Here is a 13,477-nt window from a genome sequence, read left to right on the forward strand (position 1 = left end):
CCATGGTCATGCAGATCCCCAGCCTGGGGTCGCGCCGCGCGATCATTGACCGGCGCGCGATATCCGACAGCATCAACGCCCTGGCGCAAGAGCATAGGGGCGATCCGATCAAGCTGCGCGGCCTGATCGTCAAGGAACTGAAGGCCGCTTTGGAGCATGGCCGCGAGGATGTCGCGCGCCGGCTGGAGGCGAAACCGACGCGCGGACGCGAGGCGGTGACCGCCTTCGCCTTCCTGATCGACCAGATATTGCGGCTGCTCTACGACGCCACCACCCATCATCTTTATCCCGCCGGCAACCGCAGCACGGGCGAGCGGATCGTGCTGATCGCAGTAGGCGGCTATGGCCGGGGCGAGATGGCGCCGCACAGCGATGTCGACATCGGCTTCATCACCCCGTGGAAGCCGACCGGCTGGACAGAGCAGATCATCGAATCCATGCTCTATTCGCTGTGGGATCTGGGGCTCAAGGTCGGCCATAGCAGCCGTTCGGTGGACGAGACCATGCGGATGGCCAAGGCCGACCTGACCGTGCGTACCGCTCTGCTGGAAGCCCGATATGTCTGGGGTGACCGGGCGCTTTACGAAGAAGTCGCCGTTCGCTTCGACAGCGAGATCATGCAGGGCACCGCCCGCACCTTCGTTACCGAGAAGCTGGAGGAGCGCGACGAACGCCACCGCCGCATGGGGGACAGCCGCTATGTCGTCGAGCCCAATGTCAAGGAAGGCAAGGGCGGCCTGCGCGACCTGCACACTTTGTTCTGGATCGGCAAATATGTGAACCGGGTGAAGTCGGTCGCGGAACTGGTCGATGTCGGCCTGCTCACCGCAGCGGAACTGCGCCAGTTCCAGAAAGCCGAAGATTTCCTGTGGGCGGTACGATGCCATCTGCACACCATCACCGGCCGGGCCGAGGATCGGCTGACCTTCGACCTGCAGCTGGAAACCGCGACACGGATGCATTTCACCGCGCGCGCTGGCCGATCCGGGGTGGAGCGCTTCATGCGCTATTATTTCCTCAATGCAAAGGCTGTCGGCGACCTCACCGCGGTGTTCCTGGCGCATCTGGACGACCAGCTGGCCGAGCGCGGACGCCGCTATATCCCCTCCATCTTCCGTCGTCCCAAGAAGCTGGAAGGCTTTGTGCTGGATCGTGGGCGGCTAGCCTTGCCAAGCGACGATTTCTTCCAGGCCGATCCGGTTCGACTGGTCGAGATTTTCGCCGTCGCCGACAAGCACGGGCTGCAGATTCATCCGAGTGCGATGCGCGCGGCCAGCCGCGACGCCGGCCTGATCACCGCCAAGGTGCGCAAGGACGCGCGTGCCAATGCCGCCTTCATGGATGTGCTGACCAGCCCGCGCGACCCGGAAACGGTGCTGCGCTGGATGAACGAGTCCACCGTGTTCGGCCGCTTCATCCCCGATTTCCGCCGCGTCGTGGCGCAGATGCAGTTCGACATGTACCATCATTATACGGTGGACGAGCATACCATCCGCGCCGTCGGCCTGCTGGCCCGAATCGAGAAGGGCGAACTGTCAGTCGATCATCCACTGGCGACCGAGCTGATGGGTAAGATCCTGTCACGCCGCGTCCTCTATGTCGCGGTGCTGCTGCATGACATCGCCAAGGGACGTGGCGGCGACCACAGCATATTGGGCGCGGAAGTGGCGGAACATCTTTGCCCGCGCCTGGGCCTCACCGCGGCCGAGACCGAGACCGTCGCCTGGCTGGTGCGCTATCATCTGCTGATGTCGGCCACCGCCTTCAAGCGCGACCTGGCCGATTATAAGACGATCCTCGACTTTGTCGAAGTGGTGCAGAGCCCCGAGCGTCTGCGCCTGCTGCTCTGCCTGACCGTGGTCGACATCCGGGCTGTGGGGCCTGGCGTCTGGAATAGCTGGAAGCGGCAATTGCTGGGCGACCTTTATGACGCGGCCGAGGAAGTGCTGCGCCTGGGCCACAAGCAAAAGGGCCGCAGCGAGCGAGTCACCGCCAAGCAGGAATCTTTGCGTCAGGCACTGGGCATGGACGAGGCGACCTTCGCCACGTTTAGCGGCCGCATGCCCGAAAGCTACTGGATCGCCGAGCCCGACGATATTCTCGTCCATAATGCCCGCCATATATTGGAGGCAGGCGAATCCTCCCTGTCGATCGCCGCACAATATTATCCACAGCGCGGCGCGACTTTGGTCACCGTCTATGCGACCGACCATCCTGGGCTGTTCTACCGCATTGCCGGTGCCATTCACCTGGCCGGCGGCAACATCATCGACGCGCGTATCCATACGACCCGCGATGGCGTCGCAATCGACAATTTCCTGGTGCAGGATCCGCTGGGCGGCGCCTTCCACAGCCCTGAGCAACTTGCGCGGATCAAGGCGGCGATCGAGGATTCCCTGTCTAACCGCCACCGCATGATCACCAAGCTGGAAGCGCGCCCGCTGCCCCGCACCCGGGCCGAAGCCTTCCGCATCGAACCCAATGTGCTGATCGACAACAAGGCGTCGAACCGCTTCACCGTGATCGAGGTCAATGCCCGTGATCGGCCGGCGCTGCTGTTCAGCCTGGCCAATGCGCTGTTCCAGTCGAAGGTCACGGTCCACAGCGCCCATGTCGCCACCTATGGCGAGCGCGCGGTCGACACCTTCTATGTCACCGACCTGCTGGGCGGAAAGATCGAGAGCAAGGCGCGGTTGCAGACGCTGGAACGGCGGCTGCTGGAGGCGGCCGGCGGCGAAGTGGGCGAGGCACTGGAGCGCGCCTGACCACTACTCAAGCGATGGTCATGACGTCGCCGGGTGACAGCAAAGGTAACAGGCGCAGCATGTCGTCGCGGTCGACCGCGATACAGCCGGCGGTCGGGCGTCCTTCGGACAGATGGAAGAAGATGGCGCTGCCCATCCCCGGCACCGGCGGCGTATCATTATGGCCCAGGATCACGATCACGTCATAGGCGTCGTCGCTCCGCTGCAGGCTTTCGGCCGAGAAGGTGCGGGGCAGGCGCACAGCTCTATTATAGGCGGGATCGGCCGGATCGTCCGACCATCCATCCCCCGCATGGGTCCAGCGCCAGGGCAGAGCGATGCCGGTGGCGTAAACCTTACCCGGGCGCAGCAGCACGGCCCGGATCGGCCAGCTGCCCAATGGGGTGCAGCCATCGCCTTCGCGCTTGTCGGCGGCCGCGCAGGCGCCGCTGCGGCCGATGGTGCAGGCCATGTCGAGATCGCCGAAGCGCAGCCGCCCGGTGGCGACATCGACATGGACGACCCTCATAGCTGGTGGCCGGTCCGGTCGCGCTTGGTGGCGAGATAGCGTTCATTATGCGGGTTGGCGGCCAGGATGATCGGCAACCGTTCGATCACCTCGATCCCCGACGCCTGCAGCCCGGCAACCTTCTGCGGATTGTTGGTGAGCAGCCGCACGCCGCCGATACCGAGCAGGTCGAGCATCCGCGCCGCGACCGAAAAGTCGCGTGCGTCGATCGCGAAGCCCAGCCGCACATTGGCGTCGACCGTGTCGAACCCCTGATCCTGCAGCGCATAGGCGCGCAGTTTGTTGACGAGGCCGATGCCGCGCCCTTCCTGCCGTAGATAGAGCAATACACCCCATTGCGCGTCAGCGATCTGGTGCAGCGCCTGGTGCAGCTGCGGACCACAATCGCATTTCAGGCTGCCGAACACGTCGCCGGTCAGGCATTCGCTATGGATGCGGATGACCGGCGGCGAGGCGTCGCGCTTGCCGACCACCAGCGCGACATGCTCGCGCGGTTCGTCGGGGCTGCGGAAGGCGATGATCTCCGCGCTCTCGCTCGCCGATACCGGCAGACGGGCGCGGGTGGCGATCGCGAGGTGGATGGCATCGTCATAATCGCCGACATCATCGGCGCTGACCTCGGCCTCGACCGCACCGTCGCCTTCGAGCAGAAAATAGGCGGGCAGGATACCGGCCAGCCGAGCCAGGCGCAGCGCTGCCTTGGCTGCCTGGGGCGCCGGCAAAGCCCGCGCCCGAAACGGCCCCTTGAGCGGTGAGGCAAGGTCCAGCACCGGATCGGAAATCGAAGTCGCCACATCGGCGTCGATCCACGGTGCCCGCTCGATCAGCACCGGCAGGTCAGGATCGGCCGCCGCCAACTGGTTGGCAAGCTTCAGCGTTTCGGCCCGCGCGGCAGAAATCAGGATATCCGCCTGACCCTGCGGATCGAAATCGGCCAGCGTCACCGCATCCGCGCCCTCGATCGCCATCAGCCGGATCGCGCCATCGGACGCGGTCAGGCGGATCGCCCAGCCGCGACGCAGCGCATCGATGGCGCGGGCAGCATCCCGCCCGTTCATCAGAAGGCGAACTCGGTGATGATCGGGATATGGTCGGACGGCTTTTCCCAGCTGCGCGCGGGTTCGACGACACGGTGGGCGACCGCCTTGTCGGCGACATCCCTGGTCATCCACATATGGTCGAGCCGCCGGCCGCGATCGGATGCTGCCCAATCCTTCGCGCGATAGCTCCACCAGGTATAGAGGCGCGCCGGCGCGGGATGGAAATGGCGGCCAATATCGACCCAGTCGTTCGATGCCTGCAAGCGGCCCAGCAGCGCGCATTCGACCGGCGTATGGCTGACCACGTCGAGCAACTGCTTGTGGCTCCACACATCGGATTCCAGCGGCGCGATGTTGAAGTCGCCGGTCAGGATGGTCGGCTTGTTGTCGAGCGCCCCGGACCACTCGATCATCCGCTCGATAAAGTCGAGCTTCTGGCCGAATTTCGGATTGACCGTGCGGTCGGCGACATCACCCCCGGCGGGGACATAGACATTCTCGATCCGCACGCCATTGTCGAGGCGGATGCCAACATGGCGGGCTTCACCATTGGCCTGCCAGTCGAACCGGTCATCCTCGTGAATCGGCACCTTGCTCATGATCGCAACGCCATGATGCATGCGCTGGCCGTTCAGCACCTGGTGGACATAGCCCAGCCGCCGGAACATGTCCGTGGGGAAAATCTCGTTCACCACCTTGGTTTCCTGCAGACAGAGAATATCGGGCGCTTCCTCGGTCAGGAAACGTTCGACGATGTCGATCCGGGCGCGGACGCTGTTGATGTTCCAGGATGCAATCGAAAGGGTATCGGCCATGAAAAGCACCTAGGGTGCCGCGCGCCCGCGCGCAAGCGCCGGACAACGTAAGACCCCCGCTCCGGGGGCGTGGAACGGGGGTCTCGATCGCGCCCTTGAAGCGCTTTGCGACGGGAGCGGTGTGCCGGGTAACAGGGGGGAAATCCCGGTCTGCGTCTCTCGCCGTGATCTTTGTCTAGGCGATCCGATATGAGCGGCAGATGAACGATGGCAGAAAGTTTTCGATCCATCGTTCATCCCGCTCATTCTAGCCGTTCGGTCGACCGCGCGGACGCGGATCGGTCCAGCGGAAGGCGGAATCCGCGACCGGCACGCCATATTGCTGGTTCGACAGGCGCACCGCCGTGCGATTATTCTGCGCGTCGAGCGCAACCCAGCCATACAGTTCCAGCCCGGCGGGCGCCGAAGGCTTGCGCTTGAAGATCATGGTGATGGTGCCGAATTCGGGCCGCTTGGGATCCTTCGCCTGAACGCTCAGCACGGTCGGGTCGCCGGTCGGCACGACAGTACCGAATTTCGACAGATCCTTGGTCGGATCGATCAGCGCCGCCAGCGGCGAATTGCCGATGGGCCAGCGCTGCACCTGACGGACCTCATAGTCGATCATGGTCAGCGCCTTGCCATCGCCCACGATCAGCAGCGGCACGCCCTTTTCATATTGGAAGCGGATCTTGCCCGGCTGCTTCAGGGTCAGCTTGCCGGTCAGCACCTGACCATTGCGATCGGTCTGACTGAAATCGGCGGTCAGGGTGGTGACGGCGCGGATATAGGTGTTGACCTGATTGAGGTCGGACGGTGCCGCCTGCTGGGCCAGGGCATAGCCCGCCGGCACCGCGACCAGCGCGGTGGCAAGGGACAGGGCGACGGGCGCGAGGATGCGCTTCATGCAATCATCTCCGGGTTGTTCGGAAAAGGGGGCATAGGAGGTGGGGCTTGAACCCGCTGTGAACCTTGCTGTTCCATCGAAGGGAAAGGATCGATCCGAAAGACCAGACGGGGGAGAGCGGCCGTAAACTGGCTGGCTCGATCCCCCGTGCTCCCGCCTCGCCATGCCGGTCTTACCGGCGGCACCGCTCCAATTATGTTTATCGGCGCGGCAGCAGCGACGCCTGCCTAGACCGATTCGCGGATAAAAAAAAGGCTGATCCGAAGACCAGCCTGAAAAGTTTTTAGGAGAGGATGCCTGAAAGGCCTGTTCCTAATGGCTCAAAGCCTATGCTCCGACAAATGCGAAGGCCGCAAGCATGGTTGCACGGAACGCAATCGCCCAAGGAAAACAGGCATTTCGTAGCGTCAGAGCGGATTGCCATTCTCGTCACGCAGCACTTCGCGGCGGCCAACATGGTTGGGCGGACCCACCAGTCCTTCTTCCTCCATCCGTTCGATCAGGCGCGCGGCACTGTTGTAGCCGACTCGCAGCTGGCGCTGCAGCCAGCTGGTCGATGCCTTCTGATTCTCGAAGACAAGCTGGCACGCCTTGCGGAACAGCTGCGCGTCCGGGCTGTCGTCGCCCAGGTCGACGCCGTCGAGCGCGAAGCTGCCTTCTTCCGGTTCTTCCGTGACCGCCTGGATATAATCGGGCGATCCCTGCGCCCGCCAATGGTCGGCGACCACCCGCACCTCGTCATCCGAAACGAAAGGACCATGAACACGCATCAGGCCCTTGCCGCCATGCATGTAGAGCATGTCGCCCTTGCCCAGCAGCTGCTCGGCCCCCTGTTCGCCCAGGATGGTGCGGCTGTCGATCTTGCTGGTCACGAAGAAGCTGATGCGGGTCGGCAGGTTCGCCTTGATGACGCCGGTGATGACGTCAACCGAGGGTCGCTGGGTCGCCAGGATCAGGTGGATACCGGCCGCACGGGCCTTCTGCGCCAGGCGCTGGATCAGGAATTCGACTTCCTTGCCCGCAGTCATCATCAGGTCGGCCAGCTCGTCAACCACCACCACGATCTGCGGCAGCGGCTGGAAATCGAGCTGCTCTTCCTCATAGATCGGCTTGCCGCTCTCAGGGTCATAGCCCGTCTGGACGCGGCGGCCGAGCGGCTTGCCCTTGGCCTTCGCGGCACGGACCTTCTCATTATAATTGGCGAGGTTTCGGACCGAGATCGACGCCATCATGCGATAGCGATCCTCCATCTGCTCCACCGCCCATTTGAGCGCACGGATCGCCTTCGCCGGCTCGGTAACGACAGGCGAAAGCAGATGCGGAATATCGTCATAGGTCGACAGTTCGAGCATCTTGGGATCGATCATGATCAGGCGCAGCTGGTCCGGCGTCATGCGATAGAGCAGCGACAGGATCATGGCGTTGAGACCCACCGACTTACCCGAACCGGTCGTACCCGCGATCAGCAGATGCGGCATCGGCGCCAGATCGGCGATGATCGGCTCGCCCGAGATATTCTTGCCCAGGATGATCGGCAGGGTCGCTTCCGCGCCGAACTGCTCGCTGGTGATGAGTTCGCGGAAGGACACGCCCTCGCGGTTGGTATTGGGCAGTTCGATGCCGATGACGGTGCGGCCGGGAATCGTCGCGACGCGGGCCGACAGCGCCGACATGTTGCGAGCGATATCGTCGGCCAGCGCGATCACTCGGCTCGCCTTGATGCCGGGTGCCGGCTCCAGCTCATACATGGTAACGACCGGACCGGGGCGGACCTCGACGATATTGCCCTTCACATGGAAGTCGTCGAGCACGCTCTCCAGCAGGCGCGCATTGCGTTCCAATGCCGCCTTGTCGATCTTGCCGCCCTGATTCTGGGGAATAGGATTGAGCAAGTCCGCCGACGGCAACGAACTGTGGCCGAACAGGTCATCCTGCGACACCGGCGCCATCGCACGTTGCGCCAGGGCAGGCTTGGGCGCCTGGATGGTAATCGGCGGCTTAGGTTCATTGGAGACCTGCTTGCGCGGCGCGATAACCCGTTCGGCGGGGGTATCTTCATCCCCGTCCAGATCGGTTGCACTCCCCTGTCCGGCAAAGGCAAGCGACGGGCGCGGCAGGTTGAGCCGGGGCAGGGTCGGGCGGCGGATGGTGAAAATCGGCTTTTCCAGCGCAAGGCTGCGATACCAGACGAACAAACCGGCCAGCATCGTCACCACTACCAGGATGCCGATGATCCAGCCCTGCGCAGCCGGCGTCTGGGCCGTCAGGCTGATTACCCCCTTCGCGGTAACCAGACCTATCATCCCACCCCAACCCGATGGCAGGCCGACGAGCGGATTGGGCTGAAACAGGGCAAGCGCAATGCCGATCAGGATAATGCCGACCAAGCACTTGCCGAACTGCGCCTTCCACCCGATGATCTCATGATCGCCCCACAGACGGCGCGCGGTAATCCCCATCAGCGGCAACAGCAGCGCGATCGGCACACCAAACAGCAGCAGCAGCATATCGGCGACCATGGCACCGGGCGCGCGCATGATATTGGCGACATGATCGCCCGCCACCGTATTCATCGACGGATCGCTCGGCTGATAGCTCAGCAGCGCCAGCGCCAGGAAAAGGGTCGCCAGAAACAGGGAAATCGCACCGATCAGCGCACCGCTGCGCACGATGCTGCGCTTGAGCATTTCGCGCCACTCCGGCGTGCGTTTGGCTCCGCGGCTGACAGCCATGGTCTTCAATGTCCCCCAAATGTTCCGTTCCGGCACAATGCGCCGAGCCGGGAGTCTCCGTCAAGCCTGCGCCCTCTCGGCTCGTCCCGCCCCATCCGCGACATTGCGTATGTCGCGGACTGGGGCTGCAGGCGCAGAGTAAACGGCGAAAGGAGATGTCGCCATGTTCGCCTCTTTCTATCCCGCCTTTGTCGTGATTGCCTTGTGCAGCTTTGCCGTGGTGCTGCTGGGCGTCAGCCTGCAGGATGCGATGCGAGGGCGCTGAGCGCTTCGCCATCGACACGCTGAACGGTCCATTCGTCCATCGGCCGGGCGCCGATCGCCCGGTAGAAGGCGATCGCCGGTGCATTCCAGTCGAGCACCGACCATTCGAGGCGAGCACAGTCGCGCGCGATCGCCAATTGGGCGAGACGGGCCAGAAGAGCCTTGCCGGCGCCCAGACCCCGCGCTTCGGGTAGCACGAACAGATCCTCCAGATAGAGGCCGGGACGCCCCTCGAAGGTCGAGAAATTGTGGAAGAAGAGGGCGAAGCCGATCGGCGTGCCATCATGCTCGGCGATCAGCACCTCCGCCATCGGCCGGGGACCAAACAGGTAACGAGCCAGCGCTTCGCGATCCGCCTTCACTTCATGCGCGAGCTTCTCATATTCGGCGAGCGCCAGGATGAAATTCCCGATCGCATCGATATCCGTCGATTGCGCGTCCCTGATGATGACCTTGCTCATGCCGCTCCCGCTTCCACATGGGCGATATCCGCCCGTTTCGTGCGCGCGGCGATAAGGCAGCCGGCAACGATCAACAAGGCACCGGCAAGAGTAGTCAGCGTCAGCCGCTCGCCGAAGGCCAGCCAGCCGAAGATCGCCGCCCAGACGAAAGCGGTATATTCGACCGGGATAAGCCGCTGCGCCTCCGCCCTTGCATAGGCCCAGGCCAGTGCAGCAAGCGAGGTGAAGGCAAGGACGGCGGCGAGCAGCACCAGCGGGACGGCTGGTCCGGTCGGCAGAATCGCCCAGGCCGGCGCGCCAATCGCGAACACGCCCAGCATGACCAGATGCTGGAAGAAGGCGACCTCAATCGGCGAGGCAAGCTGGGCCTGCTGGCGCTGGAGGATGAGGTTCCAGGCAAACAGAATCGCCGAGAGCAGCACCGCACCAGTGCCCAGCATCGCGTTGCCATCATAGTCGCCGCGCATCCGCCCCGACAGGATCACGCCGACCCCGACCAGGCCGAGCAGCGAGGCGCCGATGGCTTGCCGGCCGATCCGCTCCTTGAGCAGCAGCGCCGCAAGATAGAGCGCGATCAGCGGGGCGATGAAGGAGAGGGCGATGGCTTCGGCCAGTGGCAGGCGCATGATCGCCCAGAAGAAGAGGCTGGCCATCAACGCCACCACCACGCCGCGCAGCAGGTGCAAGCGTAGCACTGAAGGCTTGGGCCAGCGCTGGCGGGTCGCAAGCATCAGGATCAGGCCGAGCAGGCTGCCGGTGATCGCGCGCCAGAGCAGCGCATTATAGAGGCCGATCGCGAGGCTGAGCCCCTTCATCGCCGCATCCATCACCGAAAATAGCGCGACGCCAAGGCAGCAGATGAGGAAGGGCAGCAGCACGGACGGGCTGCGGGGAGAGGAAAGCGGACGATCCATCGATGGGTGACGGGATCAGTCGCGACCGGGGCCGACGATCCTGCCGATATGCAATTCGTCGATATGAAGCCGGGTGATCCGTGCCTTGCCGATGCGCAACCGACCGATGGCCAGGGCGCCGACCGCTATTGCCCCCAATGCAACTGCGCCCAAGGCCAATGTCCCGATAGCGGACGCGCCGACCACCTGCGCGCCCGTGGCGCTTGCGCCATGGGCGATGGCGGACCGGTCGGCGCTGTCCGTCATTCCGCCGCCTGGACCTGTCCCGCGTCGCTCGCCGCCGCCTCGATCTCGGCCGCCTTGGCCTCGACCAGCCTGACGATATGGTCGACCATGTCGGCATCCTGAATCGTGTGATCGGTGACGCCCGACAGATAGACCATATGCTTGCCATTGCCGCCGCCGGTCAGGCCGATATCGGTCTCGCGCGCTTCGCCCGGACCGTTGACGACGCAGCCCAGCACCGAGAGCGAGAGCGGCGTGTTGATATGCTGCAGCCGTTCTTCCAGCGCCTGGACGGTGCGGATCACGTCGAAGCCCTGCCGCGCGCAGCTGGGGCAGGAGATGACCTTGACGCCGCGGGTGCGGATGCCGAGCGTCTTGAGCATCTCATAGCCGACCCGCACTTCCTCTTCCGGTTCGGCGGAGAGCGAAACGCGGATCGTGTCGCCGATGCCGGCCCAGAGCAGGTTGCCGATGCCGATCGCGCTCTTGACCGTGCCGCCGATCAGGCCGCCGGCTTCGGTGATGCCCAGATGCAGCGGGCAATCGACCGCATCGGCCAGTTGCATATAGGCCGCGACCGCCAGGAACACGTCGCTCGCCTTCACGGCGACCTTATATTCGTGGAAATCCTGGTCCTGCAGCAGCTTGATATGGTCGAGCGCGCTTTCGACCAGCGCCTCGGGACAGGGCTCGCCATATTTTTCGAGCAGGTCGCGTTCCAGGCTGCCGGCATTCACGCCGATCCGGATCGAACAATTATTCGCCTTGGCGGCGTCCACCACTTCCTTCACGCGGGCGGCCGAACCGATATTGCCCGGATTGATGCGCAGGCAGGCGGCACCGGCATCGGCGGCTTCCAATGCGCGCTTATAGTGGAAATGGATATCCGCGACGATCGGCACGCGCGCGGCACGGACGATCTGTTTCAGCGCAGCAGTCGATTCCTCGTCCGGGCAGGACACGCGGATGATGTCGACGCCGGCATCCTCACAGCGACGGATCTGATCGATCGTCGCCTTGACGTCATGGGTCAGCGTATTGGTCATGGTCTGCACCGTGACCGGCGCGCCGCCGCCCACGGCGACGTTGCCGACCATGATCTGCCGCGACTGCCGCCGCGCGATGTCGCGCCAGGGGCGCAGGCCGGGATTATGCTCGGACATGAAAAGGGGCTCCAGAGATCTGGAGCCCCCTATAAGCGCTAAAACGACTATTTAGAAGCGCGCGGTCAGCGATGCGGCAACCTGGTCCGCATTGCCGCTGGTCTGTGCCAAAGTGGTGGCAGTGACGGTCGCGGGCGACGGGAAGTAGCTGTCCGGGCGGATGATGTTCGCCTTTTCCACCCAGGTATGGGCATAGGCGACGTTCAACGCGAAGGACTGCGAGATATTCCAGGTCGCGCCGCCCGTCAGCCACACGCGATCGCCGTCGGGCACGCGGGTGGTCAGATGTTGCGGATTGGTCGGCGAACGGTCGAACATCGTACCGGCGCGCAGCGTGAAGGCCGGGCTGACATCATATTCACCGCCAACGCTGACGCTGTAGCTATCCTTATAGTCCAGTTCCTTGTTGGTCGTGCCGGTGGCCGAGGTAACCTCGATACCCTTGAAGCTGGACCAGCCATACCATTTGCCGGTCAGCATCGCGCGCAGATTGGGGGTCAGCTTGTGCATCATTGACACGGTGACGATGTCGGGCAGATCGAGCGGCGCGGTCGCGTCAAACGCGCCATTGGCGGCGCTGAGCGGCGTTACCAGGCCCGAAATGGTCTGGGTGCCCTTGAGCTTGTGGTTGATGCCTGAGCGATAATGGACGCCGATATTGGTGGTGCCGTTGGTGTAGAACAGGCCGGCGTTCCATCCGACGGTCCAGTCGTCGCCCTTCAGGCGGGTGAAGCCGTCGGTGGTGACCAGCGGCGACACCTGCGGCAGCGCGTTGGTCAGGTTCGCCTTCACATATTGCACGTCTACGCCGCCGCCGATCGAGAAATTGTCGTTCAGCTTGAACGCGGCCGAAGGCTGGATGTTGTAGGTCTTGAGATCGGTGTAGATCGAGTCATAGCGACCGAAGAAACCCGGATCATATTCCAGCTTCAGGCCGAAGGGGGCGTTGACGCCCAGGCCGAGCCACAGGCGGTCGGTGACCTGCGCCGAGGCATAGAAATTTGGGACCGGGATGACGTTTTCGAACGGCTGGCCACCGTCATTGCCGGTGACCGGCACGCGGGCGGTCGAACCGGGGATGGAGCGGTAGCTACCACGGTTGGTCTGCTTCGCCGAAGCCATCAGGGCGTTGACGCCGGCCGAAACCTGGACGCCCGACAGCTGGGTCATGGCGGCAGGATTGAAATAGATGGTCGAAGGATCGTCACCCGCAGCGGCGCCGCCAGCCATGGCGCGCCCGGTTTCCACCGGCGACTGTTCCTGCAGATAAAAGCCACCGGCCAGCGCCGGCATCGGTGCGACGATCGCGCCGGTCAGCAGGATGGTGGGAAGAATGCGACGGCGAAGGGACATGGCGTTTCCTCTGCTAAAAACTCAATTGGCCATTGGGAGCGGGCGCTTAAACGCCTCATGCGGGTTATGGAACCATGCGCATAACAGCTATTCCGACGATTTCTACAGGCGCGAATGACGGAATTCCGCGATTTTTCGCTCAATTGCCCGGATTTCGGCCGGCTGGACGCTACGGCAAGTGCCGCGCTGTTGCGCCAACGTCACAGGTCAAAAAAAAAGCCGCCCCGAAGGACGGCTATGAAGTTTTAGGAGAGGATGCCTGAAAGGCGAGTTCCTTTTGCGGCGCAGAGACGTTCGTCGCAAATGCGAAACATGATAGCGTGATTGCGTTTCATGCAACCGGTATCACAA

Annotated in this window: 11 protein-coding genes; 1 reads left to right on the plus strand and 10 read right to left on the minus strand. The window is 63.6% G+C overall.

Annotation, left to right across the window (positions count from 1 at the left end; all coding sequences use genetic code 11):
- The first annotated feature begins 2 nt into the window (after window positions 1-2).
- Window positions 3-2,765: a [protein-PII] uridylyltransferase gene (locus GGQ90_RS17825; RefSeq protein WP_188083323.1), complete on the plus strand. Its 2,763-nt coding sequence runs from the start codon at window positions 3-5 to the stop codon at window positions 2,763-2,765.
- A gap of 7 nt (window positions 2,766-2,772) precedes the next feature.
- Here the strand turns inward: GGQ90_RS17825 and GGQ90_RS17830 are convergent, their stop codons facing one another.
- The 10 genes from GGQ90_RS17830 to GGQ90_RS17875 form a co-directional block, all read right to left on the minus strand.
- Window positions 2,773-3,273 (minus strand): L,D-transpeptidase family protein, encoded by a 501-nt coding sequence (locus GGQ90_RS17830; RefSeq protein WP_188083324.1) that lies wholly within the window; start codon window positions 3,271-3,273, stop codon window positions 2,773-2,775.
- Entirely contained in the window at window positions 3,270-4,331 is a 1,062-nt protein-coding gene (gene ribA / locus GGQ90_RS17835; protein WP_188083325.1) for a GTP cyclohydrolase II, read from the minus strand. The genes GGQ90_RS17830 and ribA overlap by 4 nt, the downstream gene beginning before the upstream one ends.
- Window positions 4,331-5,128 (minus strand): exodeoxyribonuclease III, encoded by a 798-nt coding sequence (gene xth / locus GGQ90_RS17840; protein ID WP_188083326.1) that lies wholly within the window; start codon window positions 5,126-5,128, stop codon window positions 4,331-4,333. Before xth ends, ribA begins: the two co-directional genes overlap by 1 nt.
- A gap of 247 nt (window positions 5,129-5,375) precedes the next feature.
- A complete protein-coding gene (locus tag GGQ90_RS17845) occupies window positions 5,376-6,014 on the minus strand; it encodes a LolA family protein (protein WP_188083327.1) in 639 nt (212 codons plus the stop codon).
- Window positions 6,015-6,421: 407 nt separating this feature from the next.
- Complete coding sequence (locus tag GGQ90_RS17850) at window positions 6,422-8,746, minus strand: FtsK/SpoIIIE family DNA translocase (RefSeq protein ID WP_188083328.1); 2,325 nt, start codon at window positions 8,744-8,746, stop codon at window positions 6,422-6,424.
- A 233-nt stretch (window positions 8,747-8,979) separates the two neighbouring features.
- Window positions 8,980-9,471 carry a GNAT family N-acetyltransferase gene (locus GGQ90_RS17855; protein WP_188083329.1) on the minus strand — a complete coding sequence of 164 codons (492 nt, stop codon included), beginning with the start codon at window positions 9,469-9,471 and terminating at the stop codon, window positions 8,980-8,982.
- Window positions 9,468-10,385, minus strand: a complete 918-nt coding sequence (locus GGQ90_RS17860; protein ID WP_188083330.1) for a DMT family transporter — start codon at window positions 10,383-10,385, stop codon at window positions 9,468-9,470. Before GGQ90_RS17860 ends, GGQ90_RS17855 begins: the two co-directional genes overlap by 4 nt.
- Before the next feature lie 15 nt (window positions 10,386-10,400).
- Window positions 10,401-10,631, minus strand: coding sequence for a hypothetical protein (locus GGQ90_RS17865; RefSeq protein WP_188083331.1), 231 nt, complete (start codon window positions 10,629-10,631; stop codon window positions 10,401-10,403).
- The gene (ispG, locus tag GGQ90_RS17870) at window positions 10,628-11,773 is read right to left on the minus strand and encodes a flavodoxin-dependent (E)-4-hydroxy-3-methylbut-2-enyl-diphosphate synthase (protein WP_188083332.1); all 1,146 of its coding nucleotides are present in this window, start codon (window positions 11,771-11,773) and stop codon (window positions 10,628-10,630) included. The genes GGQ90_RS17865 and ispG overlap by 4 nt, the downstream gene beginning before the upstream one ends.
- Before the next feature lie 51 nt (window positions 11,774-11,824).
- Window positions 11,825-13,126 (minus strand): OmpP1/FadL family transporter, encoded by a 1,302-nt coding sequence (locus GGQ90_RS17875; protein WP_188083333.1) that lies wholly within the window; start codon window positions 13,124-13,126, stop codon window positions 11,825-11,827.
- Window positions 13,127-13,477: the final 351 nt, after the last annotated feature.

Origin of the sequence: Sphingobium scionense, assembly GCF_014197035.1 — a bacterium.
Taxonomy (GTDB): domain Bacteria; phylum Pseudomonadota; class Alphaproteobacteria; order Sphingomonadales; family Sphingomonadaceae; genus Sphingobium; species Sphingobium scionense.